The 26,162-nt window shown below is 67.7% G+C and carries 27 protein-coding genes and 1 tRNA gene; 18 read left to right on the forward strand and 10 right to left on the reverse strand.

Annotated features, from left to right (window positions below):
- Nucleotides 1-15 precede the first annotated feature (15 nt).
- Both ACLJO0_RS02320 and ACLJO0_RS02325 read left to right on the forward strand, forming a co-directional pair.
- The gene (locus tag ACLJO0_RS02320) at nt 16-234 is read left to right on the forward strand and encodes a helix-turn-helix domain-containing protein (protein WP_410576352.1); all 219 of its coding nucleotides are present in this window, start codon (nt 16-18) and stop codon (nt 232-234) included.
- Nucleotides 235-346: 112 nt separating this feature from the next.
- Complete coding sequence (locus ACLJO0_RS02325; RefSeq protein ID WP_410576353.1) at nt 347-1,414, forward strand: tyrosine-type recombinase/integrase; 1,068 nt, start codon at nt 347-349, stop codon at nt 1,412-1,414.
- Between the two features lie 94 nt (nt 1,415-1,508).
- Here ACLJO0_RS02325 and ACLJO0_RS02330 read toward each other — a convergent pair.
- Nucleotides 1,509-1,579 (reverse strand) — tRNA-Gly (locus ACLJO0_RS02330).
- Between the two features lie 112 nt (nt 1,580-1,691).
- Between ACLJO0_RS02330 and ACLJO0_RS02335 the strand changes: the two genes are divergently transcribed.
- Together ACLJO0_RS02335 and dcd are read left to right on the forward strand one after the other, a co-directional pair.
- Nucleotides 1,692-2,897, forward strand: coding sequence for an oxygenase MpaB family protein (locus tag ACLJO0_RS02335; protein ID WP_410576354.1), 1,206 nt, complete (start codon nt 1,692-1,694; stop codon nt 2,895-2,897).
- A 13-nt stretch (nt 2,898-2,910) separates the two neighbouring features.
- Nucleotides 2,911-3,492, forward strand: a complete 582-nt coding sequence (dcd, locus tag ACLJO0_RS02340; protein ID WP_125679521.1) for a dCTP deaminase — start codon at nt 2,911-2,913, stop codon at nt 3,490-3,492.
- Here dcd and ACLJO0_RS02345 read toward each other — a convergent pair.
- A complete protein-coding gene (locus tag ACLJO0_RS02345; RefSeq protein ID WP_410576355.1) occupies nt 3,489-4,673 on the reverse strand; it encodes an FAD-dependent oxidoreductase in 1,185 nt (394 codons plus the stop codon). The two genes, dcd and ACLJO0_RS02345, sit on opposite strands and share 4 nt — an antisense overlap.
- A gap of 73 nt (nt 4,674-4,746) precedes the next feature.
- On the opposite strand from ACLJO0_RS02345, the gene ACLJO0_RS02350 reads away from it, so the two are divergent.
- Nucleotides 4,747-5,229: a MarR family winged helix-turn-helix transcriptional regulator gene (locus tag ACLJO0_RS02350; RefSeq protein WP_410576356.1), complete on the forward strand. Its 483-nt coding sequence runs from the start codon at nt 4,747-4,749 to the stop codon at nt 5,227-5,229.
- Nucleotides 5,230-5,350: 121 nt separating this feature from the next.
- Nucleotides 5,351-6,043, forward strand: coding sequence for a CAP domain-containing protein (locus tag ACLJO0_RS02355; protein ID WP_410576951.1), 693 nt, complete (start codon nt 5,351-5,353; stop codon nt 6,041-6,043).
- Here ACLJO0_RS02355 and ACLJO0_RS02360 read toward each other — a convergent pair.
- The 3 genes from ACLJO0_RS02360 to ACLJO0_RS02370 form a co-directional block, all read right to left on the reverse strand.
- Nucleotides 6,037-7,020, reverse strand: coding sequence for a cation diffusion facilitator family transporter (locus tag ACLJO0_RS02360; protein WP_410576357.1), 984 nt, complete (start codon nt 7,018-7,020; stop codon nt 6,037-6,039). The genes ACLJO0_RS02355 and ACLJO0_RS02360 overlap by 7 nt on opposite strands.
- A gap of 30 nt (nt 7,021-7,050) precedes the next feature.
- The gene (locus ACLJO0_RS02365; protein ID WP_410576358.1) at nt 7,051-7,563 is read right to left on the reverse strand and encodes a DUF742 domain-containing protein; all 513 of its coding nucleotides are present in this window, start codon (nt 7,561-7,563) and stop codon (nt 7,051-7,053) included.
- Nucleotides 7,564-7,720: 157 nt separating this feature from the next.
- Nucleotides 7,721-10,015 (reverse strand): (Fe-S)-binding protein, encoded by a 2,295-nt coding sequence (locus ACLJO0_RS02370; protein ID WP_410576359.1) that lies wholly within the window; start codon nt 10,013-10,015, stop codon nt 7,721-7,723.
- Nucleotides 10,016-10,167: 152 nt separating this feature from the next.
- On the opposite strand from ACLJO0_RS02370, the gene ACLJO0_RS02375 reads away from it, so the two are divergent.
- Genes ACLJO0_RS02375 through ACLJO0_RS02385 form a run of 3 tightly spaced genes read left to right on the forward strand, consistent with a single transcriptional unit; the run spans nt 10,168 to nt 11,512 of the window.
- Nucleotides 10,168-10,494 carry a DMT family transporter gene (locus ACLJO0_RS02375; RefSeq protein WP_125790848.1) on the forward strand — a complete coding sequence of 109 codons (327 nt, stop codon included), beginning with the start codon at nt 10,168-10,170 and terminating at the stop codon, nt 10,492-10,494.
- Entirely contained in the window at nt 10,495-11,055 is a 561-nt protein-coding gene (locus ACLJO0_RS02380) for a TetR/AcrR family transcriptional regulator (protein WP_125790849.1), read from the forward strand.
- A 22-nt stretch (nt 11,056-11,077) separates the two neighbouring features.
- Nucleotides 11,078-11,512 (forward strand): GNAT family N-acetyltransferase, encoded by a 435-nt coding sequence (locus ACLJO0_RS02385; protein WP_410576360.1) that lies wholly within the window; start codon nt 11,078-11,080, stop codon nt 11,510-11,512.
- A gap of 69 nt (nt 11,513-11,581) precedes the next feature.
- Here ACLJO0_RS02385 and ACLJO0_RS02390 read toward each other — a convergent pair whose 3' ends face one another.
- Nucleotides 11,582-12,121 (reverse strand): YbhB/YbcL family Raf kinase inhibitor-like protein, encoded by a 540-nt coding sequence (locus tag ACLJO0_RS02390; RefSeq protein WP_410576361.1) that lies wholly within the window; start codon nt 12,119-12,121, stop codon nt 11,582-11,584.
- Nucleotides 12,122-12,445: 324 nt separating this feature from the next.
- Here ACLJO0_RS02390 and ACLJO0_RS02395 point away from each other — a divergent pair, with 324 nt between their 5' ends.
- The 7 genes from ACLJO0_RS02395 (at nt 12,446) to ACLJO0_RS02425 (ending at nt 19,785) form a co-directional block, all read left to right on the forward strand.
- A complete protein-coding gene (locus ACLJO0_RS02395) occupies nt 12,446-13,213 on the forward strand; it encodes a DUF4097 family beta strand repeat-containing protein (protein WP_410576362.1) in 768 nt (255 codons plus the stop codon).
- Nucleotides 13,214-13,240: 27 nt separating this feature from the next.
- Nucleotides 13,241-13,912, forward strand: a complete 672-nt coding sequence (locus ACLJO0_RS02400; protein WP_410576363.1) for a DUF4097 family beta strand repeat-containing protein — start codon at nt 13,241-13,243, stop codon at nt 13,910-13,912.
- A complete protein-coding gene (locus ACLJO0_RS02405; RefSeq protein WP_410576364.1) occupies nt 13,909-15,315 on the forward strand; it encodes an alpha/beta hydrolase in 1,407 nt (468 codons plus the stop codon). Before ACLJO0_RS02400 ends, ACLJO0_RS02405 begins: the two co-directional genes overlap by 4 nt.
- A 167-nt stretch (nt 15,316-15,482) precedes the next feature.
- Nucleotides 15,483-17,369 carry a molecular chaperone DnaK gene (gene dnaK, locus ACLJO0_RS02410; protein WP_410576365.1) on the forward strand — a complete coding sequence of 629 codons (1,887 nt, stop codon included), beginning with the start codon at nt 15,483-15,485 and terminating at the stop codon, nt 17,367-17,369.
- Nucleotides 17,366-18,142: a nucleotide exchange factor GrpE gene (grpE, locus tag ACLJO0_RS02415; protein ID WP_410576366.1), complete on the forward strand. Its 777-nt coding sequence runs from the start codon at nt 17,366-17,368 to the stop codon at nt 18,140-18,142. Before dnaK ends, grpE begins: the two co-directional genes overlap by 4 nt.
- Before the next feature lie 33 nt (nt 18,143-18,175).
- Nucleotides 18,176-19,351 carry a molecular chaperone DnaJ gene (gene dnaJ, locus ACLJO0_RS02420; RefSeq protein ID WP_125790857.1) on the forward strand — a complete coding sequence of 392 codons (1,176 nt, stop codon included), beginning with the start codon at nt 18,176-18,178 and terminating at the stop codon, nt 19,349-19,351.
- Between the two features lie 5 nt (nt 19,352-19,356).
- Nucleotides 19,357-19,785, forward strand: coding sequence for a heat shock protein transcriptional repressor HspR (locus ACLJO0_RS02425; protein WP_396554189.1), 429 nt, complete (start codon nt 19,357-19,359; stop codon nt 19,783-19,785).
- A gap of 46 nt (nt 19,786-19,831) precedes the next feature.
- On the opposite strand, the gene ACLJO0_RS02430 is transcribed toward ACLJO0_RS02425, so the two are convergent.
- From ACLJO0_RS02430 to ACLJO0_RS02445, 4 genes are all read right to left on the reverse strand, one after another.
- Nucleotides 19,832-20,431 (reverse strand): DUF305 domain-containing protein, encoded by a 600-nt coding sequence (locus ACLJO0_RS02430; RefSeq protein WP_125790859.1) that lies wholly within the window; start codon nt 20,429-20,431, stop codon nt 19,832-19,834.
- Nucleotides 20,428-21,180 carry a lytic polysaccharide monooxygenase gene (locus ACLJO0_RS02435; RefSeq protein ID WP_410576367.1) on the reverse strand — a complete coding sequence of 251 codons (753 nt, stop codon included), beginning with the start codon at nt 21,178-21,180 and terminating at the stop codon, nt 20,428-20,430. Before ACLJO0_RS02435 ends, ACLJO0_RS02430 begins: the two co-directional genes overlap by 4 nt.
- A 159-nt stretch (nt 21,181-21,339) precedes the next feature.
- Nucleotides 21,340-22,440, reverse strand: a complete 1,101-nt coding sequence (locus tag ACLJO0_RS02440) for a globin domain-containing protein (protein ID WP_410576952.1) — start codon at nt 22,438-22,440, stop codon at nt 21,340-21,342.
- Nucleotides 22,441-22,898: 458 nt separating this feature from the next.
- Nucleotides 22,899-24,104, reverse strand: coding sequence for a globin domain-containing protein (locus ACLJO0_RS02445; protein ID WP_410576368.1), 1,206 nt, complete (start codon nt 24,102-24,104; stop codon nt 22,899-22,901).
- A 270-nt stretch (nt 24,105-24,374) separates the two neighbouring features.
- On the opposite strand from ACLJO0_RS02445, the gene ACLJO0_RS02450 reads away from it, so the two are divergent.
- Both ACLJO0_RS02450 and ACLJO0_RS02455 read left to right on the forward strand, forming a co-directional pair.
- Nucleotides 24,375-24,839: a MarR family winged helix-turn-helix transcriptional regulator gene (locus ACLJO0_RS02450; RefSeq protein ID WP_410576369.1), complete on the forward strand. Its 465-nt coding sequence runs from the start codon at nt 24,375-24,377 to the stop codon at nt 24,837-24,839.
- 75 nt (nt 24,840-24,914) lie between these two features.
- Nucleotides 24,915-26,099, forward strand: a complete 1,185-nt coding sequence (locus ACLJO0_RS02455; protein WP_410576370.1) for an MFS transporter — start codon at nt 24,915-24,917, stop codon at nt 26,097-26,099.
- Nucleotides 26,100-26,162: the final 63 nt, after the last annotated feature.

Genomic DNA, 26,162 nt, shown 5'->3' on the forward strand with positions numbered 1-26,162 from the left:
ACTGGGGAGGCGAACGTGGGAAAGAACTACCTGACAGTCGACGAAGCGGCGGCGTATCTGAACACGCGCGTCCGGTTCGTGCGGCGGTTGATCTCGGAGCGGCGCGTGGCGTTCCACAAGGTCGGTGTACACGTGCGGTTCGCCGTCGCCGACCTTGAGGAGTTCGTCCAGGCCGGTCGGGTCGAACCGATCACGCGGGCCTCGGTGATCCGGGACCTCGGAAGGGCGGCCTGACATGGCTAACAAACGAGGACACCGGGGTTTCGGCAATGTCCGACAGCGGGAATCAGGGAAGTGGCAGGCGCGTTATCCGGGGCCGGATGGCCAGATTCGTAACGCTCCCAACATGTTCACGAGTAAGCGCACGGCCGAACAGTGGTTGTCGGTGACCGAAACGCAGATCATGAAAGGCGAGTGGGTCGACCCTGAACGGGCGAAAGTCAAGCTCGGGCACTATGCGGACCAGTGGATCACGCAGCGGCCCGGCTTGCGTCCGCGCACGGTCGAGTTGTACCGGTGGCTTCTGCGGAAGCACATCGCAGCGGATCTCGGCGGTGTCGAACTGGGCAAGTTGTCGACGGCGATCATTCGGCAATGGCGTGCGGATCGCCTGGCGGCCGGAGTGTCGGAGTCGGTCACTGCCAAGGCTTATAGGTTGCTCCGGGCGATCCTCACTACGGCTGTCGACGAAGACAAGATCATGCAGCGGAACCCCTGCCGGGTGCGGGGTGCCGACAAGGAGAATCCGGCGGAGCGGCCGATTGTGACCGTTCCGCAGGTGTTCGATCTGGCTGGACGGATGCCGGAGCGGTTCCGGGCGCTCGTACTGCTGGCCGCGTTCGCGTCGCTCCGTTGGGGTGAGGTGTCGGCGCTGCGGCGGTGCGACGTCGCGGAGGACGGGAGCTGGGTCCGGATCTCGCGGGCACTGGTCGAAGTTCCCGGGCGTGGGTTGATCGTCGGTCCGCCGAAGTCGCGGGCAGGAGTGCGGACACTGATCGTTCCGGCGGCGATTCGGCGAGACGTGGTGAAGCACCTCGATGCGTTCGTGAAGCCGGAGGGCGACGCGCTGTTGTTCACCGGTGAGCGTGCGGGCAACCCGGTGCGTCGGCCGAACTTCAGTCAGCGGACGAAGTGGACGGAGGTTGTGGCGAAGATGGGTCTCAAGGGTCTGCACTTCCATGACCTCCGGCACGCGGGGAACATCTGGGCGTCAAAGGCGGGCACGTCGACCAAGGACCTCATGGCGCGGATGGGGCATGACGACATGCGGGCGGCGCTCATCTACCAGCGGGCGACCAGTGACGCTGACGAACGGATCGCCGACCGGCTCTCGAAGCTCGTCGACCAGCACCGGACGGGCAACGCGGATGACGATGACGACGGCTTGAGCGGTCAGCCGGTCCCGGTCGGCTAATGGCCCGTTAATGGCCCGGCTCGGAGAATGATCTACCAAAACGAAAGCCCCAGGTCCTAAGTGGACATCCACTGACCTGGGGCTTTCGCATCTGAGCGGATGACGGGAATCGAACCCGCGTATTCAGCTTGGGAAGCTGATGTTCTACCATTGAACTACATCCGCAGTGCTCGGCCAGCATACATGGTCCGGATCTCTCCTTGCCAAGACCCCACCTCGTCTTGACGTCGCCGCCTTCAAGTGACAACACTTGTTGTCTACGTCGGAGGTGAGCCGGATGGACGAGAGGCTGCCCGACCCCGAGCTGTTCCGCCAAGGCGGGTTCCGGGTCGCGTCGAGGTTGTTCATCGAGGGCGACATCAGGGGTGACGAACGCCAGGTGGCCCGGTTGCGGGGGTTCGCGCAGCGGGAGGATCCGGCGGCCGACGTGCTGGTGCCGTTGCTGCGAAAAGGTGCCCAGGGACAGTTCGAACAGGCGCTGCGGCAAGGCATCGAGAGTGTCGAGAGTCCGCCGGAGGAGCTCGAAGCCTTCTTTCGTGACGTCGAGGCGACGCCGTACTGGGTCGATCAGGACCGGTTGGAGCGCGGAGCGCGGGCGATCACGCGTGCCGGGTTGCTCGGGCTCTTTCCGCTAGGTGACGTTTCGTTGATGGGCGGCTATCTCGCGTCGCGTGCCACGAAGTCGCTCGTCGGCACGGGCGAGATCGAGTACAAGGCGGCGCGGCGTCTCGTCGAGACGGCGACCTGGTGGATCCACGTGACGACGCCGGGTGCGCTGGTGCCCGGCGGGCGCGGGTACGAGGCCGCGTTGCGGGTGCGGATCGTGCACGCGCATGTCCGTGCCGCGATGAACCGCCGCAAGGATTGGGATTACGCCGCTTGGGACAGGCCGGTCAATCAGGTCCAGACCGCGGGCACGCTCCTGCTCTTCTCGCTCGTCTACGTGTTCGGCACGCAACTGCTCGGGCTCCGCTACAGCGCCCGCGAGCGCGCCGACATCCTGCACCTTTGGCGTTACGTCGGTTGGCTGATGGGCGTCGACGAGGAGCTCCTGCCCGCCGGCGAGGACGACGCTTGGCGGCTGCTGTGGCTGCTCGCCACCACCGAGTTCATCCCCGACGACGATTCCAAACGGCTCGCCGCGGCGCTCATGAAGTCCCACGCCGCGATCGGCGAGGGCCGGGGCGCGGTGGGCAAGGTCCTCTCGCATGTGTCGGTCGCGGCGCACGGGTCGATCAGCAGGCTCCTTCTCGGCAAGACCAACGCCGACTTCCTGGAGCTGCCGGACGATCCGATCGCGCAGGCGGCCGTGGTCGCGGTGGCGGGCGTCAACTTCGCCGCCGAGACGGTCCGGCGGGTGGTGCCCGGCGCGACGGCGCTCCAGGAGCTGATCGGGGCCGCCGGCCGTCGTCACTACCTCCGGCAGGTCACCAAGGTGTTCGGGCTCGACCCCACCTACGGCAGGCACATGAAGGCCGCTTGACTACGCTGACCGCGTGCTCCTCAGCGACCGTGACCTCCGTAAAGAGCTCGACGCCGGCCGTCTCGGTGTCGACCCGTTCGACCCGACGATGGTCCAGCCGTCGAGCATCGACGTGCGACTCGACCGCTATTTCCGCGTGTTCGACAACAGCAAGTACACGCACATCGACCCGCAGCTCCAGCAGGACGAGCTGACCTCGCTGGTCGAGAAGGAGGGCGAAGACCCCTTCGTGCTCCACCCCGGCGAGTTCGTTCTGGGTTCGACGTACGAGACCGTCACCCTCGCCGACGACCTCGCCGGCCGTCTGGAGGGCAAGTCCTCCCTCGGCCGCCTCGGCCTGCTCACGCACTCCACCGCGGGCTTCATCGACCCGGGCTTCTCGGGTCACATCACGCTGGAGCTGTCGAACGTCGCGAACCTGCCGATCACGCTGTGGCCGGGTATGAAGATCGGCCAGCTCTGCATCTTCCGCCTGTCCAGCGCGGCGGAGTTCCCGTACGGCTCGAACGAGGCCGGTTCGCGCTACCAGGGGCAGCGGGGACCGACCCCGAGCCGCGCGTACAAGAACTTCCACCGCGTCGACACTTGGCGCTAACCGACTGGAGCTTCCCACTCGATCCGGTGCCGCCACATGAAGGCGTTCGGATCCTCCTTCGGTGGGTTCTTGAACGCCCGCGTGAGGAAGAAGTCGCGGATCACCCGTCCGACGGGGCCGACCGCCTTCGCGTCGCCGTTGCGCTTGCCGCGCTCGACGACGGCCTCGACGCGCTCGCGTCGCAGTCCTTCGTAGGCGGCGAGCGCTTTCGGGATCGAGGGCACGTCGCGCAGGCATCGCGCCAGCGTGACGGCGTCCTCGACGGCCATCGCCGCGCCTTGTCCCGCGGCCGGTGAGGTCGCGTGGGCGGCGTCGCCGATGATGACCATCCGGTCCGTCCGCCAGGTCGGCACGTTCGGGAAGTCGTACGTCGCCCACGGCCGGTAGATCTCGCGCGTCGCGCGCACGATCTCGACGGCCGGAGTGCGGTCCACCGCGAGTTCCCGGATCAGGTCTTCGCGCCAGGTGGTCATCACGGCGAGGTCGGCCGGAGACGGCTCATGCTTCCGGGGCACGTTCGCGAACCACCAGACGCCGCCGTCCGGGTGGACGACGTGTGCGAAGAACAGCCGCTTGCCGAAGGTCATGTGCATGACGCCGGGTTCGTCGTCCAGCCGCAGGCCCTCGGCCAGCCCACCGGTGTTCAGCAGGGGCACGTAGCGCGGTGACGGCGCCCGCGGGTCGATGATCGTCCGCACCCGCGAGCGGAGCCCGTCCGCACCGATCAGCAGGTCGCCCTCGGCCGACGAGCCGTCCTCGAACGTCGCGAGTACGCCGGAAGCGGTCTCGCGAGCGTCGGCCAGGCGCTTGCCGTAGCGGACCTCGATGCCGCGTCTGACGGCTTCGTCGCGAAGGCCGATGTAGAGCTCGGAGCGCAGCACGGTCTGGCTCGTGGTGCCGTCTTCCAGTCGGCCGCCGAGCGCGAGGTCCGCCAGTTCGCGCCCGTTCCCCAGCCGCATCTTGATCCGCGGCGTGTCGAATCCCAGTTCTTTGACCAGGTCTTTCAGTGCCAGCGGCGCCAGCGCGTCGAGTCCGTTCACCGCGAGAGTCAAAAACGCGCCGACGCCTTCCGCGGTCCGGTCGTACGCCTCGTGGATCACCGGTTCGTGGCCGATCTCGTGCAGCGCGATCGCCGTGACCGTGCCCGCGATACCCCCGCCGGCGATCAGTACCTGCGCCATGTCGTTCACCTCATCGAATATCTTAGAAACTAATTCGTTCTATCGAACTAAAGACTCCGCTAGGCTGGCCGACGTGTCAAGTGAGCGGGCGGAGCTGGTCGAACGGGTCCTCGGCGGATCGCGGGCGCTGTCGACGGAGACGGTCATGTTCCATGCGGCGATCGCCGAGCAGCGCGGCCTTTCGGCCGTCGAAAGCAAGGTGACCGACTACCTCGCCCGCCTCGGGCCGCAGACGCCGAAGGCGCTCTCGCAGCTCTCGGGGCTCGCGCCGGCGTCGATCACCGCGCTCATCGACAGACTCGAGGGCAAGGGGATCGTCGCGCGGAAGCCGCATCCCGAGGATCGGCGCAAGGTGCTCATCGAGATCGACGGGGCGGCGATGGTCTCCGCCGCGCCGTTGTGGGACCACCTGGTGAAGTCTGTCCGCGAGGCCTGCGAGAACTACACGGACGGTGAGCTCGAGACGGTGATCCGGTTCCTCACGGACGCCGCGGCGATCACGCATGACTCGACAAAGTCGATCACTGGAAGACAGAGCACCGAGCGCGACCGCTGACCGGTATTACTACTTTCGGGGGTATTGCCGTAACCGGTTCGTGATAGTTTTCGGCCCCGTGTCCCCCAATAGAACACGAAGCCGGTTACTGCTGGTCACGCTCAGCGTCCTGCTGGGCGGGGTGATCGCCAGTGCGAGCTACCTGATGGTGACCGATCGGTTCCAGGGTACTGCGCTGAGTAATCTGTCACTGAGTGTTCCCGACACCAAGGGCAGACCTGGCGACGCCCTCGCGAAGCCTCCCTCTTACTTCGGCCAGACGTCCGCTCCGGCCCCTGGCGGCCCCGCGTCCGACTCCGCGGCCCCGACGTCGTCTTCGGCCGCCCCCACGTCTTCCTCCGCGCCGCCGAGCTCGTCGTCCGCTCCGGCCGAGCCGCCCGCCCAGAGTTCCGAAGCCCCGAAGCCGACGCCCAGCAAGGCTCCGGAGCCGCCTCGTTCGCAGGACAGCTCGCTCGCCGCCCAGGTCGTCGACCTCGTCAACGCCGAGCGCGCCGACGCGGGCTGCTCGCCGGTGAGCAACGAGTCGCGTCTGGCCGCCGCCGCGCAGGGCCACAGCGACGACATGTCCGCCAGGAACTACTTCTCGCACACCACGCCGGAAGGCGTCACGTTCGACCAGCGCATCCGTGCCGCCGGCTACGACAAACCCGGCGCCGAGAACATCGCCAAGGGCCAGTCGAACGCCGCGAAGGTGATGGACGCCTGGATGAACTCCGAGGGCCACCGCGCGAACATCCTCAACTGCAAGCTGAAGAAGATCGGTGTCGGCGTCAACACCAAGGGCATGTACTGGACGCAGAACTTCGGCTACTGACCCTTGTCCCAGTCGCCGTAGCGGGCCAGCACGGCCGCGCGCAGTTCGGCGTCCGTGCGCGGGACCGGTTCGATGAACACCTCGGTGACGTCGCCGAAGGTCCGCGTCAGTTCGCTCGCCATCCGGACACAGGCTCGTTCGACCTCCGCGGCGGAGAGCGCGTCGTCGAAGTCGACGCGGGCGCAGACGAGCACCTGATCGGTGCCCATCAGCATGGTCTGCAGGTCGACGACGGCCTCGATCTCGGGCGCGCCCATCAAGTGATCGCGCACCGCGCGCACCAGCCTCGGATCGGCCTGCCTGCCGATCAGCAGGCCGCGGTTGGTGCGCCCGAGCACGTACGCGACGAGCGCCAGCAGCACCCCGATCGCGATCGACGCCGCGCCGTCCCAGACATGCGATCCGGTGAGCTGGTGCAGCCCGATCCCGGCGAACGCGAGCAGCAGGCCGATCAGCGCGGCCGAGTCCTCGAACAGGACGGTCTTCGGGGCCGGGTCGTCGATCATCCGCAGGTACACCGAGACCTTCTGGCCGGACTCCGCGGCGTCGCGCCGCACCTGCCGCACGGCCTGGAACCACGAGACGGACTCGAGGACGAACGCGATCGCGAGGACGACGTAGCCGACGATCGGATCGGACTGCTCGGTCGCTTCGCCGAACACCGTCGAGAAGCCTTCGTAGAGCGCGAACATCGCGCCGGAGGCGAAGATCGACACCGCCGCGAGCAGCGACCAGAAGTAGCGTTCCTTGCCGTAGCCGAAGGGGTGGACGCGGTCGGCGGGGCGGTCCGACCGTTTCAGCGCGGTCAGCAGGAGGACTTCGGTGATCGTGTCGGCCACCGAGTGCGCGGCCTCCGACAGCATCGCGCCGGAGCCGGTGATGATCCCGGCGATCAGTTTCAGCACGGCGATGGCGAGGTTGACCCCACCCGCCAGCACCACGGTCAGCGTGCTTTCGTCACCGGATTCTTCACTCACCTCGCGTAGCGTAGTGCGAGTGAGTCGATCTCACAGGCGACGCAAACCCTGCAGTACACGTTCCATCAAGGCGAGTGCCGGATGACCGTCGAATTCAGCCTGCGTTTCATGAACGGTGACCAAACCGAGTTCGGCCATATCACCCAAAAGGACCTTTGCAACGCCGAGTGGAACGCTTAGTGACGCCGCTACTTCGGCGACGGAAGTCGGACGACGGCACAGTGTTCTCACGGAATGGAATTCGACGCTGAACCCTGGCGCGTTCCACGGCGCGTCGTTCCGGACGGAAATCATCGCTTCGATGGCGAAGTTCCGTTTGGACTGTGTGCGTCCGCCCGTGCGGACGTACGGGCGGACGCGCGTGCGGCGGCGTTCCTGTCGCGGTGGTCGCCTGGCTGCCGGGATGCTGGGGATGGTCGCTTCCTGGGCCATTCTGGCGAGTGCCGCGGTCGACGGGACGCGAGCGGGCGGGCGAACGGTCGGCGACCCCGGCATGGCGAGCCGGTGTTCCTTGACCGAGCGGAGTTCGTGCCGGTTGCCCATCGATTTCCTCGCCCCCGTTTTTCCGAATCCGCTGCAGCCTATCGGCACGGTGTACCGCCGAACGGGTAACGGGACCGAATGGTCCGGACCGGATAAAACAAGAGGGAACATTCTCTCGCATTATGTGCGAGAGAATGTTCCCTCCGGTCTCGGGCTTCTACTTGTCTTCCTCGGGAAGTGGTGTTCCGGTGGCTGTTTCGTCGGTGGGCACGTCGGCCTTTCCGTCGAGTTCGGCATCCGAGACGCCGTCCAGGGACGGCGCTCCCGCCGGGACCAGTTGCGGCTCCGGCTTCCGCTTGACGGCGGTCAGCAGCAGCTGGGCGACGTCGACGACCTCGACCTTCTCGCTCGCCTGCCCGTCGCTCTGGCGCGCCGTGACGCCGTCGGTCAGCATCACGCGGCAGAACGGGCAGCCGGTCGCGATCTTCGAAGGCGCGGTGCCGAGCGCTTCGTCGACGCGCTCGACGTTGATGCGCTTGCCGATCTTCTCTTCCATCCACATCCGCGCGCCACCGGCACCACAGCACATCGAACGGTCGCCGTGCCGCGGCATCTCGCGCAGTTGCGCGCCCGAAGCGCCGACGAGCTCACGCGGAGCGTCGTAGATCTTGTTGTGGCGGCCCAGGTAGCACGGGTCGTGGTAGGTGACGTCCTCGGCGACCGGGGCCACCGGGGTCAGGTGCTTCTCCCGCACCAGGCGGTTGAGCAGCTGCGTGTGGTGCACGACCTCGAACTGGCCGCCCAGTTCCGGGTACTCGTTCGCGAGCGTGTTGAAGCAGTGGGCACAGGTGACGACCACCTTGCGCTCCTTGCGTTCGCGGCCCTCGAACACCGAGTTCAGGATCTCGACGTTCTGCTGCGCCAGCATCTGGAACAGGAACTCGTTGCCCGCGCGGCGGGCCGGGTCACCGGTGCAGGACTCCTCCGAGCCGAGCACGGTGTACTTGACGCCCGCGATGTGCAGCAGTTCCGCGACAGCGCGCGTGGTCTTCTTCGCGCGGTCCTCGAACGCGCCGGCGCAGCCGACCCAGAAGAGGTACTCGGCGTCGCCGAGGTCGCCGTCGAACACCGGCACCTCGAACTCCAGGTCCTCGGTCCAGGCGAGCCGGTCCTTGGCGTTCTGGCCCCACGGGTTGCCCTTGTTCTCCAGGTTCTTGAACATCCCGTTGAGCTCGCTGGGGAACGAGGACTCGATCATCACCTGGTAGCGGCGCATGTCGACGATGTGGTCGACGTGTTCGATGTCCACCGGGCACTGCTCGACGCACGCGCCGCAGGAGGTGCAGGACCACAGCACCTCGGGGTCGATCACGCCGCCGTCATCGCCGATGAGGGCCTTCTGCGACTCCGCGATCGCGAGGACGTCGATGCCCGCGTACATGTCGTCGCCGGAGAGCCCGACCTCGTCACCGGCCATGTCACGCTTGCCGCCCGCGAGCAGGTACGGCGCCTTCGCGTAGGCGTGGTCGCGAAGCTGCGTGATGAGCAGCTTCGGCGAAAGCGGCTTGCCGGTGTTCCACGCGGGGCACTGCGACTGGCAGCGGCCGCATTCGGTGCAGGTGGAGAAGTCCAGCCAGCCCTTCCAGCTGAAGTCCTCGATCTTGCCGACGCCGAAGGTGTCCTCGTCCGGGTCGGCCTCTTCGAGGTCGAGCACCTTGCCGTTGCTCATCATCGGCTTGAGCGCGCCCAGCGCGACGCCGCCGTCGGCCTCGCGCTTGAAGTAGATGTTGAAGAAGGCGCTGAACCGGTGCCACGCGATGCCCATGGTCATCGTGCGCGCGATGACGATCAGCCAGATCGTGGCGCTCATCAGCTTGACGAACGCGAACACCGAGACCAGGTTCGGGCTCGCGGGCAGCAGCTCACCGATCGGATGCGAGACGAACGCGGCCCAGACCGGGGTCTCGTGGACGTTCAGCGCGGACTTCGCGGCGCGCACGCCGATGATGCCGATGCCCTCGATGAGCACGACGGCCTCGATGAAGTACGCCCACTTGAAGTTGGAGCCCTGGAAGCGGGACTGCCGGTCGGCGCGGCGCGGGTGGTTCTTCTGGCGGACCCAGATCAGCACCAGGATGCCGACGATGGTGCCGGCCCCGAGCAGCTCCATGAGCAGCTGGAACAGCGACCAGTCGTCGAGGATGGGCCAGCCCCACGTGGGAACGAAGACCTCGCCGTACGCCTCGAAGAGGGCGAGCGACCCGATCAGGAAGCCCCACATGACCAGCCAGTGCGCCGGGCCGACGCTCTTGACCTTGTTCATCCGGGTGTGCGCGGCGAATTCCTTGATCAGGGTCTTCATGCGCGGAATGAACGGGCCGTTGCGGGTCGAGTCCGGCTGACCGAGGCGGATCACCCGCACGAAGCGGGCGATGGTCGCGAAGAACATTCCCCAGGCGACGACGCCGAGCAGGACCGAGATCCCGCCGAGCGTCAGCTGTACAGCGCCCATCGTCGGGTGCCTTTCGTCCGAGTGAAGCTGTGGTGGTTCGGGCAGACTAATGCTTCTTACTGATGGGTAACCCACTGGCCGCGCCCAAGTCCCACCGATGTGGTGTACGCCTCTCTTGGTTTTAAGACGATCGTCCAGGTAGTTTTTGTGACATGGGTGCGTACCTTCTTCTCGCTTTGGCCATCGCCGCAGAGGTATCCGCGACGGTGTCGCTGAAACTTTCCGAGGGGTTCAGCAAGCTGGGCCCGTCGATCGTCGTGGTCCTCGGATACGCCGTCGCGTTCGTCGCGCTGGCGTACGTGCTGAAGGCGGGCGTGCCGGTGAGCGTCGCCTACGCGATCTGGGCCGCGGCCGGTGTCGCGCTGGTGGCCGCCGTCGGCATCGTGTTCTTCTCCGAACCCGTCAACTTCTCCGTGATCGCCGGATTGGTACTGGTGATCGGCGGCGTCGTGCTGATCGAGGCAGGGGGCGCGCACTAAGTGAAGATCCAGATCGACGGCCGGAAGGCCAGGGGCGAGAAGCGGCGCGACGAGATCATCGCGGCCGCGTTGCGGGTGATCGAACGCGACGGCGTCGCCGGCGTCACCCATCGGACGGTCGCCGCCGAGGCAGGCGTGCCGACGGCTTCGACGACCTATCACTTCTCCAGCCTCGACGACCTGCTGATCGCCACCCTCATCTCGTGCGCGCGGGATATGGCGACCGAGGTCTACTGGATGATCGACCGCGCCCGTTCGCGCGGCAGCCGCGGCGCGGAAGAGGTCGCCGGACTGCTCGCGGAGGCACTGGGCCCGCGGCGCGGGCGGACGATGGCGGAGTACGAGCTGTACCTGCTGGCCGCGCGCAAACCCGAACTGCGGCCCGCCGCCCGGCGCTGGCTGGACGTGCTGACCTCGATGGTCCGGCACGACGACGAGGTCGCGTTCCGGGTGTTCCTCGCCGGTATCGACGGCCTCCTGATCCAGGGCCTCATCGACGACGAGCCGCCGTCGGCGGAAGAGCTGCGGCCGGTGGTCGACTACCTGCTGAAACCCCGTTGACCTGCCGGGTAACTTTCGGATCATGAGGACTGTCGGCGCATACGAACTGGACGACGACCCGGCTCGGGTGGACCTCGACATGGTGTGGAAGTACTTGTCCACCAGCGTTTACTGGGGCAAATGGCGAGATCGCGAGCAGGTCGAGAAGGTCTTCAGGAACGCGTGGCGAGTCGTCGGCGCGTACGAGAGCTCGACAGGCCGCCAGGTCGGCTTCGCTCGGGCGTTCTCGGACACCATCGGCAGCGCGTACCTCGCGGACGTCTTCGTCGTCGACGAGGCGCGCGGCTCGGGGCTCGGCAAGGAACTGGTCCGGGAGATGATCGACAACGGACCGGGCGCGGAGTTCCGGTGGATGCTGCACACCGCCGACGCGCACGGGCTGTACCGGCCGTTCGGCTTCGGCGACCCGCCCGAGGGGCAGTACATGGAGCGGAGCCGGGCCAACGGGCAGGTCTAGCGGTCAAAGTCCGTGAGGGTCTCCTTCCCTACCCTGAGAGTAGGGAAGGAGGCCCTCACGGAAAGCCGCTCAGCCCTTGTTCTCGTGCAGGGCCGTAAGCGTGGCCCGGCCGATGGCGTGGCCGAAGAGGTTGAAGCCGAGGAAAGCCGGCGTAGCGTCTTCGCCGACCTCAAGCTTTTCGACGTCGACAGCGTGCACCGCGAAGATGTACCGGTGCGGCCCGTGTCCGGGCGGCGGGGCGGCGCCGAGGAACTGCTTCACGCCCCCGTCCCCCTTCAGGGTGACAGCGCCCGCCGGCAGGCCGGAGCCCGTCTCGTCGCCCGCGTTCGCGGCCAGCGCGGTCACCGACGCGGGGATGTTGAAGACCGCCCAGTGCCAGAAACCGCTCGCCGTCGGGGCGTCGGGGTCGTAGCAGGTCACGGCGAAGCTCTTGGTCCCCTCGGGGAAGCCCTCCCAGGACAGCTGCGGGGAACGGTCTTCGCCGCCCGCCCCGAAGAGCCCGGAAAGCTGGGCTGTCGGCAGGAAGCCGCCTTCTTCGATGTCGGTGCTGCTCAAGGTGAAGGCAGGCAGATCGGGCAGGAAGTCGTACGGATCGGGTGCCTGCGGCATGCGTCCTCCTGATCGTGGAACCGATGACAAAGCCAGGCTAGGTGCTGTCCTGTGGGTCTGTTCGATGGGCTTCGTGATCCAGGTGGTTCCTGGCGGTGCGGGCGGATCGGCCTCGTACCGGGTCGTACTCGGCCGCATCCGCCCGTGCCGTCAGGGACCGCCTGGGCGCGAAGACCGCGAACATGACCTGCAGGACAGCACCTAGGACCCCGAGGACCCCGGTGCGGGATCAGGGACGATTCCGGGGGTTACCCCTATGTCCATCCCGCCGTGCTGCCCTTAGCGTCGAGCTACACGAAACCTGCTCTGGAGGGACTCAAGACCATGGCGCGCCCACTCCTCGCGATCGGAGGCATCGCGTTGATCGGCGTCGGTGTCCTCACCGGCCTCGGCTGGTGGTGGCCGTCCGACGCGGAGGCCACCGCGGAGGTGACCCAGCCGATCCGCAGCGTGCGGATCGAGAACGACGAGGGTGGCATCAAGATCCGCACCGGCGAGGGGCCGGTCCGGGTCCACCAGGAATTCGAGTACCGCTGGAACAAGCCGGGCGACTCGTTCCGCGTGGACGGCGACACCCTGGTCCTCGCCGGCTGCGGCAGCAACTGCGAGGTCCGTTACGACGTGGTGGTCCCGGCGGGCGTACCGGTCACGGGCAATCTGGACTCCGGGTCGCTCGACATCGCCGGAGTGTCCACTGTGGACGTCACGGTCGACTCCGGCCGGGTCGAGGTGCGGGACGTGCCGGGCACGGTGAAGGTGCGGTCCGACGCCGGTCGCGTCGAACTCGCGAACATCGGCCAGGCCGTCACGGTGCAGGCCGCGTCCGGCGCCATCAAGGGGGAACGGCTCGGCGGCAACGTCGAAGCCCGCACCGACAGCGGCCGCATCGAACTCGAACTGATCAAGGGCGCCGACGTCACCGCGCAGACCGACAGCGGTTCGGTCGAGGTCACCGTCCCGGCGGGCGACTACAACGTCACCGGCGCCAGCGACAGCGGCCGCCGCGACATCGACGTGAACCAGTCCGGTTCGGCCCAGCACAAGCTCGATCTCAACACCGACAGCGGAAGCGTCAAGGTCAAAGCGGCCTGACGGAATTCATCGGGGGAACACTTTTTCATGGGAACCACAGAGAAGCGCGTCCTCGGCGCGCTCGCTCTCGGCGCGCTGACCGCCTTCGGGATCGTCGGCTGCACGACCGAAAGCCACGAGAAGCTGAGCGACGGCGCGCCCGTCACCGAGCAGATCACCGCGATCCGGGTGGACGTCCCGGTCGGCGCGGTCACGCTCCGGGTCGAGGACGGCGCACCGGTCTCGCTGCGCCGCGAAGTGACGTACACGGGCAAGAACCCGGGCAAGACGTACAGCGTCGAGAACGGCACGCTGGTCCTCGGCGGCTGCAAGCAGTGTGGCGTGGACTACGACGTCGTGGTGCCGCGCGAGCTGGCGATCTCCGGGTCCATCGGCACCGGCAAGATCACGCTCGCGCGCGCCACGTCGGTCGATCTGAAGGGGGACGTCGGCGACCTGAAGGTGCTGAGCACGTCCGGCCCGGTCAACCTGCGCACCGGCACCGGTGACATCGAGGTCGGCCTCACGAAACCGGGCGCGGTCACCGCGAACGCCGAGGTCGGCAAGGTCGTCGTCACCGTGCCCGACGGCGCGTACCAGGTCCGCGCGAAGGCGGAGGTCGGCAAGGTCGAGACCGGCGGCGTCCGGCAGGACCAGGCTTCGGCGAACCTCCTCGACCTCCAGTCCGGCACCGGCTCGATCACGGTGAAGCCCGCATGAAGACACTTGCCGCGATCACCGCGCTGACCCTGCTGCCGCTTTCCGCGGTGCCCGCGTCCGCCGCGCCCGGCATCGACTGGAAGCCGTGCGCGACCGAGTACGCGCCGACGCTGGAATGCGCGAACCTTCCGGTGAGCGGCGGCTTTTCCATCGCACTGGCGAAACTGCCCGCGACCGATCCCGCGCGCCGCGTCGGTTCGCTGCTGACGAACCCGGGCGGGCCGGGCGGTGCCGGCGTCACCGTGCTCAAGTACGGCGGCCGCGGGTTCGCGCTGGACCAGCCGGAAATGGCCGAGGTGCGGCAGCGGTTCGACGTCATCGGGTTCGACCCGCGTGGCGTCGGGGCCAGCACGCCCGCGATCGGTTGCGCGCCGAATCTGCACGATCCTGCGCTCAGCCGGTTCCCGCGGAGCCGCGCGGACTACGAAAAGCTCATCGCGCACAACCGCGCTTCGGGCGAGGAATGTCTCAAGAGGACAGGGCCTGCTTTGTCCTCTGTGGACACTTGGCGCGCCGCGGACGACATCGAAGCGATCCGGGTCGCCCTCGGCGAGCCGAAGGTGAACTGGCTCGGTGTCTCCTACGGTTCCGAACTCGGCGCCGTGTACGCGGAGAAGTACCCGAAGCGCGTCAGGACGATGGTGCTCGACGGTGCCATCGACCACTCCCGGCCGACACGGCTTGCGATCCTCGACGAGGCCATCGCGACCGAGGGCGCGCTCAACGACTTCGCGAAGTGGTGCACGACGTCTTCCGACTGCGTGCTTCGCGGCAAGGACGTTCTCGCCACCTACGACAAGCTCATGCGGACGCCTGGCGGCGTGCCGTCGCAGCAACTGGGGCGGAACGTGACCGCCGAGGAGATCGCGGCCGGTGTCTACGGCGGGTTGATCCTGCCGGCGTTCTGGCCGGACGTGGCGAAGGGCATCGAGGCCGCGACAGCGGGGAACGCGGACGGGCTGGTGCCGTACTCCCAGCTGGACCCGTCCTACGGCGCGTACCGCTCGATCGGCTGCCACGACTTCGGCTCGCCGTTCACCTCCTACCCTGACATGAGGGCGATGCAGGGCCTGGTGAAGACCCTCGCGCCGCACAGCTGGCGGTACTCGGAGTTCTGGGACATCGCGAGCGGGTGTACGGGCTGGCCGGTGCCCTCGGCGTACCTGCCGCGGCCGCAGAAGATCTCGGGTGCGGCGCCGATCCTCGTGGTCGGCGGCGAACACGACCCGGCGACGCCGCTCGTGTGGGCGAAGGGGCTCGCGCGGAACATCGAGAACTCGACATTGCTCGTCGACGCCGGGTACGGGCACACGGGGCTGCTGAACTCCGCCTGCGTGCGCACCGAAGAAGTGAAATACCTGGTGAGCGGGGTCACACCGGCTCCGGGCACGGTCTGCCGGTAGCCCGGGAACAAGACGCCCGTGCCGCTCGTTGAGCCGGATACAAGGTTGAGTGCGGTCGGCTCAAGTCCGGCTTGACGGAAGCCGCACCGGCCCGATACAACTTGCGTTGAGCCCGCTCAAGGTGGGCGAGAACGTGCAGGTCACGAAACTAGCAGGAGGATCACACCATGGCGCGAGCGGTCGGCATCGACCTCGGCACGACCAACTCGGTCGTCGCTGTCCTTGAGGGCGGCGAGCCGACGGTCATCGCCAACTCGGAAGGTTCACGCACCACCCCGTCCATCGTCGCCTTCGCCAAGAACGGCGAAGTGCTGACCGGCCAGCCGGCGAAGAACCAGGCCGTGACGAACGTCGACCGCACCATCCGGTCGGTCAAGCGGCACGTCGGTACCGACTGGAAGACCGAGATCGACGGCAAGGCGTACACCTCGCAGGAGATCAGCGCCCGCGTGCTGATGAAGCTCAAGCGCGACGCCGAGGCGTACCTCGGCGAGACCATCACCGACGCGGTCATCACCGTCCCCGCCTACTTCGAGGACGCGCAGCGGCAGGCCACCAAGGAGGCCGGGCAGATCGCCGGCCTGAACGTGCTCCGCATCGTCAACGAGCCCACCGCGGCGGCGCTGGCGTACGGCCTGGACAAGGGCGAGAAGGAACAGACCATCCTGGTCTTCGACCTCGGTGGCGGTACGTTCGACGTCTCGCTGCTGGAGATCGGCGAGGGTGTCGTCGAGGTCCGCGCGACCTCGGGTGACAACCACCTCGGCGGTGACGACTGGGACGAGCGGATCGTCACCTGGCTGGTCGACAAGTTCAAGTCGTCCAACGGCATCGACCTCACCAAGGACAAGATGGCGCTCCAGCGCATCCGTGAGGCGGCCGAGAAGGCGAAGATCGAGCTCTCCAGCTCCAACTCGGCGGGCATCAACCTGCCGTACATCACCGTGGACGCGGACAAGAACCCGCTGTTCCTCGACGAGCAGCTCTCCCGCGCCGAGTTCCAGAAGATCACCTCGGACCTGCTCGAGCGCACCCGCAAGCCGTTCAACAACGTCATCCGCGACGCCGGTGTCGCCGTCGGCGACATCGACCACGTCGTGCTCGTGGGTGGTTCCACCCGCATGCCCGCCGTGTCGGACCTGGTCAAGGAGCTGACCGGCGGCCGCGAGCCGAACAAGGGCGTCAACCCGGACGAGGTCGTCGCCGTCGGCGCCGCGCTGCAGGCCGGTGTGCTCAAGGGTGAGGTCAAGGACGTCCTGCTGCTCGACGTGACCCCGCTTTCGCTGGGCATCGAGACCAAGGGCGGCGTGTTCACCAAGCTCATCGAGCGCAACACCACGATCCCGACCAAGCGTTCGGAGATCTTCTCCACCGCGGACGACAACCAGCCGTCGGTGCAGATCCAGGTGTTCCAGGGTGAGCGCGAGATCGCGGCGCACAACAAGAAGCTCGGCATGTTCGAGCTGACCGGTCTCCCGCCCGCCCCGCGTGGCGTGCCGCAGATCGAGGTCACCTTCGACATCGACGCCAACGGCATCGTGCACGTCCTCGCGAAGGACCTCGGCACGAACAAGGAGCAGTCGATGACGATCACCGGTGGCTCCGCGCTGCCGAAGGACGACATCGAGCGCATGGTCAAGGACGCCGAGGCGCACGCCGAGGAAGACAAGCAGCGCCGCGAGGAAGCGGAGACCCGCAACCAGGCGGAGACGCTCGTCTACCAGACCGAGAAGTTCGTCAAGGACAACGAGGACAAGCTGCCCGACGAGCTCAAGGGCAAGGTCAAGTCCGCGATCGACGAGGCCAACGAGGCGCTCAAGGGCACCGACTCGGCGAAGATCCGCGAGTCCATCGAGAAGCTGAACACCGCTTCGCAGGAGCTGGGCACCGCGCTCTACGCCAACGCGGCAGGCAACGCCGCCGATGAGGCCGCCGCCGGTGAAGGCGCGACCGGGACCGCGGGTGCGGGCACCGGTTCGCAGGCCAAGGCCGACGACGTCGTCGACGCCGAGATCGTCGAAGAGGACGAGAAGGACAAGAAGGACAAGAAGTGACGGGACGCTACGACGAAACCGAGGGCCGGGGCCCGGACGAACCGGTGGTCGTGCGGGACCGCAGGCGGATCGATCCGCTGACCGGTGAGGTCCGCTCGGCCGCCCCGGAGGCCGAACCCAAGGACGGTCCGAAGCACGCCGCTCCTGCCGAAGAGCCGGCTGTCCCGACGGAGCCGGAGCCCGCGGAACACGCGGGCCCCGGCCTCGGGGAGTCCATTGTGGACGACTCGGTGTCGGTGGCGACCGGGCTGGAGAAGGAGCTGGCGGAACGCACCGCCGATCTCCAGCGCCTCCAGGCGGAGTACGCCAACTACCGCAAGCGCGTCGACCGTGACCGCGAGCAGGTCGTCGCCGGCGCGAAGGCGTCGGTCGTCGGTGATCTGCTCCCGCTGCTCGACGACCTCGAGCGCGCGGAGCAGCACGGCGATCTGACGGGTGCCTTCAAGGCGGTCGGCGAGAAGCTGGTCGGGAGCCTGCAGCGGTCGGGGCTCGAGCCGTTCGGCGCGGAGGGTGAGCCCTTCGACCCGAGCGTGCACGAGGCCGTCCAGCACAGCACGTCGCCGGACGTCGCCGGGCCGACGGTCACCACGGTCATGCGCCGCGGTTACCGCTTCGGCGAACGCGTGCTGCGCGCGGCGCTGGTCGGCGTCACCGACCACGAGCCGGGTGCCGCTCCGGCACCCGCGGCGGCGACGCAGGACGCCCCGGTGGACCCGCCCGTCGGCGGCGAGCTGCCGCTCGAGGGCGAACTTTTCGATGAGAACAACCGCTGATCGGCGATACGGCGTGAAAGGAGGAGACGTTCGGTGAGTGCACGGGAATGGATCGGTAAGGACTTCTACCGTGAGCTGGGCGTCTCCTCCGACGCCACCGCGGACGAGATCAAGAAGGCCTATCGCAAGCTGGCCAAGGAGAACCACCCCGACGCCAACGCGGGCAACGCGGAGGCCGAGAAGAAGTTCAAGGCGGTCTCCGAGGCGTACGGCGTGCTGTCCGACACGGCCAAGCGCAAGGAGTACGACGAGGCTCGCCGCCTCTTCGGCTCCGGCGGTCCCGGCGGCTTCGGCTTCCCGGGCGGCGGCGGTGGCAGCGGCGGTTTCGACGTCGGCGACATCTTCGGCCAGGCGGGCCAGCAGCAGGGCGGTTTCGGCGGCCTCGGCGACATCCTCGGCGGTCTCTTCGGCCGCCGCGGTGGTGCCGCCGGTGCCACGGCGAACCGGCCGCAGCGCGGCTCGGACGTGGAGACCGACGTCCGGATCGACTTCACCGAGGCGGTCAAGGGTGCGACCCTGCCGCTGCGGCTGTCGAGTCCGGCGACCTGCTCCACCTGCGGCGGGAACGGCGCGAAGCCGGGAACCTCCCCGAGGACGTGTTCGACCTGCCAGGGCAGCGGGCTGGTCAGCCGGAGCCAGGGCGCGTTCGCGTTCTCCGAGCCGTGCCGCGACTGCCGTGGCCGCGGCACGATCATCGACGACCCCTGCCCGGAATGCGCGGGCGAGGGCATCAGCACCCGCACCCGCACGCTGACCGTGCGGATCCCGCCGGGCGTCGCCGACGACCAGCGGATCCGCCTGGCCGGCCAGGGCGAACCGGGCCGAGGCGGCGCGCAGCCGGGCGATCTGTACGTCCGCGTGCACGTCGCACCGCATACGTTGTTCGGGCGTCAGGGCCTCGACCTGACGATCGCCGTGCCGGTGTCCTTCGCGGAACTGGCCCTCGGCGGCACGATCACCGTGCCGACGCTCGAGGGCAAGGTCTCGCTGAAGGTGCCGCAAGGTACGGCGAGCGGCCGGGTGCTTCGCGTGCGCGGCAAGGGAATCGCGAAGCGTGACGGCTCGCAGGGCGACCTGCTGGTCACCCTGCAGGCGGCCATCCCGGCCAAATTGGACGACAAGGCGCGTGAAGCGCTGGAGGCCTACGCCGAGGCCATGGCCGACCACGATCCACGACCGGAGATCACCGAACTTCTCGAAGGCAGGTGAGCGCGATGTTCGGCGGGTTGCCGCACGGTGCGGACGAGGACACGCCGGTGTTCGTCATTTCGGTGGCGGCGCAGCTGTCCGGCCTGCACGCGCAGACCCTGCGGTCCTACGACCGCCAGGGTCTCGTGTCGCCTGGCCGAACCTCCGGTGGTGGACGGCGTTACTCGATGCGGGACATCGCGTTGCTGCGCGAAGTGCAGCGACTGTCCCAAGAGGACGGTGTCAACCTCGCGGGCATCAAGCGGATCATCGAGCTGGAAAACCAGGTCGACGCCCTCCGGGCGCGCATCGCCGAACTGACCGAAGAGCTCACGGCGGCGTACCTCACCGCCGAACAGACGGCCGCGGCCGTGCACGCCTCCTACCGCAAGGACCTCGTCCCGCTGCGGCAGCAGACGGCCCTGGTCGTCTGGAAGCCCAAACGCCGCAATTAGTCACCTACTTGCCCGGAAATCCGGCGCAAGTAGGTGACTAGTTGCGTTATTGGCCGGGGACCAGGGTCCGGATCTGCTGGACTTCGCCGGTGCGCGAGTCCATGATCCGCTGGGCCAGCGCCTTCGCCTCCGGGTTCTTGCCGTCCTTCAGCTCGGTCCTCGCGAGCGCGACCCCGTTGTGCTGGTGCGCGACGAAGATGTCCGCGAAGTCGAGGGTGAACTCCGAACCATCCTTTTTGGACAGTGCTTCGAGCAACCCCTTGTCCGTGAGCCCGTCGCCACCGTGATGGTGGTGCGCGTGCGGATCGGCCGAACCCGTCTCGGGTTTGCCCCAGCCCTTCAGCCAGTTCCGCATTTCGGTGCTCTCGGTCTGCTGCGTCGCCTCGATGGCGGCCGCGAGATCCTTGAGCTCCTGCTTTTGCGCCTGCTTGGCCTTCACCAGCTTGACGATCTCCACGCCCTGGTTGTTGTGGGCGATCATCATCTGCAGGAACATCACGTCGGCGTCGTTGTACTCGGCGGACGCCGCGGCGGCGGATTGGGGGACCGGAGAGATCGGGCCGCCGGCGGTGGTCGGTGAGCCATCACCGGTCCCGCAGCCCGCGAGGGCCACGAGACCGGCGACGAGAACGAGGGCCAGCTTCACTGCCGGGTCCACAGTGCGGGGGTGTTCGGCGGTTCCCAGCCCTGCAGCGCGGTGTGCGCCAGCTGGCAGCGATAGGTCGCGCCGCCGTAGGTCACCATGCTGCCGACCGAGTACGCCGTCCCGGCCGCCCAGGTGCCGCCGGCGGGCGGGTTGCTGGTGCTGGTGGGCGGGTTCGACGTCGTGGGCGGGTTGCTGGTGGTCGGCGGGTTGCTCGTGGTGGGCGGGTTGCCGCCGCCGATCTGCAGGTCGATGCAGCTGTAGAAGGCCATCGGCGTGTCCGCGATGTTCCAGATGGCGAGCACCTTCTGGCGGCCGCTGAAGCCGTTCAGGCTCACGGTGTGCGACGTCGGGTCCTTCGGCGCGGAGTTGTTGCCGCTGATGTCGGCGATCTTGGTGCCGCCGATGTAGTACTCGTAGTTCGTGGTCCGGTGGTAGGCGGTGAACTTCCAGTTGAAGGTCACGCTGTTGCCGACCGAGGCGGCGGGCCACGGCTTCGATTCGTCGTTGAGCTCGGCGAATCCGGGAAGGCCGCCGTTGCAGCTGCGGAGCCCCTTGGGGCCTTCGACGCTCTGGGGTTCGTAGACGATGGCGCCGCAGCCGGAAACCTTGCCCTGGGCGCAGTTCGCCTGGCGGCTGGGCGGGGACAGCACGTAGCCGTGGGCGCTGGCCGCCTGGGGGATGGCGACGATGGCGATCGGGGCGAGGATCGCACCGGCGGCGGCTGCCACGAGCTTGCGTTTGACGGTCATGCCGGCTCCTGGGGATGGAACGACGGTGTTCCCGTGAGGGGGAGCAATGTGGTCTAGACCATAAATCCGCCGGTGACCGTGGTCAATGATTCACTGACCTACTGCTGCGTCGAGCCCAAGTGGTACAGCCGATCGGCCTAATACGAACGGAGTGCCTGCTCAGTCCAGAGTGAAGGGGTCGTACTTGATCCGCGCCAGGTCCGTGCCTGCGGCGAGCAGTTTCGCGATCGTCGCGCGGATCATCGAAGGCGACCCGGCGACGTAGACGTCGCGGTCCTTCCAGCCGCCGCGCTGCGTGACCGCCGTGGCCAGCGTGCCGCGGTCACCGCCGGTGACGGTGCCTTCCTCGGTCACCGGGGTCACCGTCAGCCAAGGGCAGGTGACGGTCAGCCCGCGGAGCTCGTCGAGGGCGTAGAGGTCTTCCGGCTTCCGGCCGCCGAAGAACAGGTGCACCGGCGGGTTGTGCTTCCAGCGCGACATGTCGTCGAGCAGGGCGAGCAGCGGCGCGACACCGGTGCCACCGCCGACCATCAGCAGCGGACGGTTTTCCGTGTGGTGCACCGAAAGCGCGCCGAGCGACGGGCCGATACGCCAGACGTCGCCGGGCCGGGTGTGGTGGACGATCGCGCGCGAGACCCAGCCGCCGCGCACGGCGTGCACGTGGAACTCCATCGTCCCGTCGTCGTGCGGCGCGGTGGCGGGCGAGAAGTAGCGCCACATCCGCGGGCGCTGCGGGACTTCGACGCTGACGTAGCCGCCGGCCCGGTACGGGAGCGGCTGGTTCGTGCGCACCTTGATGACGGCGACGTCACGGGAGGCGAGCCGGTGCTCGACGACGGTCGCCTTCCACCACGCCGGCCCGACTTCCTTGCCGGCGGCCTCGCGCATGCTCTTCGAAATGACGCCGTACGCGGTGACCCAGGCGTCTTCCACCTCGGGCGTCCAGTCGTCCTTCGAGAATCTTTTCAGCGCGGCGATCAGTGCGACACCGACGGCGTCGTAATGGCGGCCGAGGACGTCGAACTTCCGGTGGTCCCGGCCGAGTTGGCCGAGGAAAGTGGCCAGTTCGTCCGGCCGGTCCACCATCTGCACGACGTAGACGAGCGCGCGCAGCAAACGATTTCGCTGGGTGGCCATGTTGATCGGGAACAACGCCCGCGCGTCCGGTGCGACGGTGAAGAGCGCCCCGTAAAAGTACTGGGACAGCTCCTCTGCCTTCGTTTCGACGGCGGCGAAACTTTCCCGGATGAGCTTGGCCATCCGGACGGTCTTGTCCGCCGCGGGTGTTTCGACCAGGGGCGGAACGGGAATCGGCGAGGATCTCGACGAACTCGGTGGATGCTCGTATTTCACTGTTTCGGCAGTCATGGGTGAACGATTTTCTCCAGTTGGATCGGGCATATTCTCCAGACCCGATGTCATCTTGCTCGTGTTCCCCCCGAGGGTTCCCGACTGTATGCCCGGAAGTCGCAAAAGGATCCGCTAATGGTTGTTTCCCGCTCGAACGGAGCAAACGATATACGCGCGGTCAACACCGTCTGGCACTAAGTAAAGGTGATCAAGCAGGCTGGGTTTCCCTTGCTCACCAGTGGTTTTCGCCAGTTCGACAGGATGGCGTGATCCGCCGATCGGGTGGCTTTTTCTCCGTGATTACCGCGTCACGTAACGACACGAACCCGGCGAATGATCCACCATTGTGGAATCGGTTTCGACAGTGCCTAGTCGATGGTGAACGGGTCGTACGCGATCTGGTCGAGCGCGCTGCCCGCGACCAGCATCCGGGACACCGTCGCCCGGATCATCGCGGGCGAACCGGCGACGAGGATGCGGTGCCCTGGCCAGGATCCGTTCTGGGTAACGGCTTCCGCGAGCGTGCCCTGGACGCAGCCGGGGGCTTCTTCACCGTGCTCGACCACCGGGGTCACGGTGAGCCAGGGGTTGGTGGACGCGAGGGCACGCAACTCGTCGAGGTCGTAAAGGTCCTCACGCGACGGTCCGCCGTAGAACAACTGGACCTTCGGGTTCTCGCCCCATTGCGCGAGGTCGTCCAGAATGGCGCGCAGCGGCGCGATGCCGGTGCCGCCCGCGATCATCAGGACGCCGCGACCGTCGGTGCGGTCGACCGAAAGCCTGCCGAGCGGCGGCCCCAGCCGCCAGACGTCGCCCGGCTGCGTGTGGCTCACGATCGCGCGGGACACCCAGCCGCCGTCGACCGCGCGCACGTGGAACTCGATGCCGCCGTCTTCGCGCGGCGCGTTCGCCGGCGACAGGTAGCGCCAGAGCCTCGGCCGCTGCGGGACTTCGACGCTCATGTACTGACCGGGCTGGTACGGCACCGGGAATTCGGGCTGGACGCGGACCAGGGCGAGATCCCAGGTGAGCCGCCGGTGTTCGAGTACGGTCGCCGACCACGACGCCGGGTTGACGTCGGCCGCGGCGGCCTCCTGCATCGCGCGGGCGACGATGGTGAACGCCTCCGCCCAGGCCCGCTCGACCTCCGGTGTCCAGTCCGGACCCAGATGGTTCTTGAGCGAGGCGAGCAGCGCGGTGCCGACGGCCTCGTAATGCCGGGGGATGACGCCGAACTTGCGGTGGTCGCGGCCGAGCTGGGTCAGGAACGGCACCAGGTCGTCCGGCCGGTCGACCATCTGCACGATGTGGACCAGCGCGCGCACCAGCCTGCCGCGCTGGACCTCCATGTTGATCGGGAAGAAGTCGCGGGTGGCGGGCGCGAGGGTGAACAGCATCCCGTAGAAGAACTGCGAGATCTCCGGGATGAAGGGCTCCGACTTCGCCCAGGTGTCCCGGATGAGCCGCACCATCGCGGTGACCGCGGGCGGCGCTTCCCTCGGTGCCGAGGAACGCGGCACCGGACTGACCGCGTCGGCCGTCACGGGCTGGGAGTCGCTGATCGGGAAGCGCATACCGGAAGACAGTTCCCCAGGTTCACGAACGAGGGTCCACTGGAGAAGAATTCACGGGTCATTCACCTCTCCGGTCAGTGGCTTTCGGGCCGGTCGGCTGGTTCCGGCTCGCTCGCGAGACTAGCCGCCTAGAGCCCTTTTGCCTGCATCGTTGCTCCGGACGGGTGTACTCGAAACCGGTCGGCAGTGGGGGATCTCACGAGGTAAACAGTTGTCTTACGCAAGCGTCGCCGAATAAAGTTGTACTGTACAAGTAGCCGGGAGGCACCGATGAGCTCCGCAGACGACGCCAGGGTCGAGTTGATGCGTGAGTTGAAGGCCGCCTCCCAGCTGCAGCACGCCTGGATCATGCAGGCCTGGCAGGACGAGCCCGGTCTGCATCCGGCGGCCGCGATGCTGTTGTCGGACCTGGCGAAGCACGGCGAGGCGCGCCCCTCGGAATTGGCCAAACGACGCTTTGTGGACCTTTCGGTCGTAAGCCGTCAAATCTCCCAGCTGTCCGCGGCGGGGATGGTCGACCGCCGCCCCGCGCCCGAGGACGGCCGCGCGTCGATCATCAGCATCTCCGAACGCGGACGCGAGGAACTGGGTCGCAGGCGGGCCGGTTATCTGCAGTTCATGGAGCGTGCGCTCGGTGACTGGGACGACGAAAAGGTCCTCGGCCTGACCACTCGCCTCGCCGAGATGAACGCCGACCTCCGCGCGGCCTTGTCGGTGCAGACGTGCGACGTTTGATGGGTGCCATTACTACCCGCCGGTCTTGACTGAACGGACCTTTCGCCTGGCTGTCACGCCGGTAGCGTCGATGTTGTGCGGAGCAGGGTCGCGTTGCTGGTCGCCTTGGGAATCGACAACTTCGGCTCGGGACTTTTCCTTCCGCTCGGGCTGGTCTTCGTCATCCGTGTGGTGGGTTTGCCCCTCGCCCAGGCGGGGGCGGCGGTCACTCTCGGTGCGTTCGCCGGTCTGCTCGTCCCCGCACTCGCCGGGCGCATCGTCGACCTGATCGGCCCGCGGACGGTGATGATCTGCTCCCACGTTCTCCAGGCCGCGGGAGCGAGCGCTTTCCTGCTGGCCGACGGTTTCGCCGGGGTCGTCGGCGCGTCCGTCATGCTCGCGGCCGGGCAGCAGCTGTTCTACAGCTCCCAGTTCTCGCTCATCGCCGACGTCGCGGGCGAAGGGCCGAAGGACCGGCCGTTCGCCGAAGCCGCGATGGTCCGCTCCGCGGGCTTCGGGCTGGGTGGGCTCGCGGCGGCCGGACTGCTGGTGTGGATCGGGCGCGACGGCCTGTACGTCGCCGTGATGGTCGACGTCGCGACCTTCGTCGTCGCCGCGGCCATCCTCTCGACGCTGGTCGCGCCGGTCCCGCGGCATTTGCCGCGCCGCTCGGGGCCCGCGCGGGTCTGGCGGAACCGCCCGTACCTGGCGCTCATCGTGTTCAGCGGACTCTTCGCGCTCACGATGGACTTCTTCCTCATCGGGATGCCGGTGTACATCTTCAACGCCCTGCAGGGCCCGCGGTGGCTTCCCGGCGCGATCATCGCGCTGCTCACCGTCGTCACCAGTCTGGGTGGAGTCGTCGGGTTGCGGCTCACCCGGAGGCTGACCCGGATCGCCGCGATGCGCGCGGGCTCGGCGTTGTTCGCGGTGTGGTGCCTGGCGTGTCTCCTGGTGGTGTTCGTGCCGAAGGTCTTCCAGCCGGTTTACCTGCTCGGCGCGACCCTCGTGCTGGCCGCGGGCGATCTCGCGTTCGGCCCGCGATCCGGGGCGCTGGCCGAAGCCGCGGCACCGCCGGAGGCGCGAGGCCGGTATCTGGCGGCGTTCCAGTACGCGTTCACGCTCGCCGCGGTGATCGCTCCGGCCGTCGTCGCGCTGTTCTCCGTGGCAGTCTGGATCCCGTGGGTGCTCGTGGCCGCGTGCGCCTGCACGGCCGTCGTCGGCCTCGGCCGGGTGGGCCCGCGTCTGCCGGCGGAGGCCGTCTCGCCGACCGGAGGCTGAATTTTCTCAAGTTGAGCGGAACAGACTCAACTTTTCTGACGTTGTACCGGTCGACGGACTTAC

Origin of the sequence: Amycolatopsis sp. lyj-108, assembly GCF_046549005.1 — a bacterium.
Lineage (GTDB): Bacteria > Actinomycetota > Actinomycetes > Mycobacteriales > Pseudonocardiaceae > Amycolatopsis.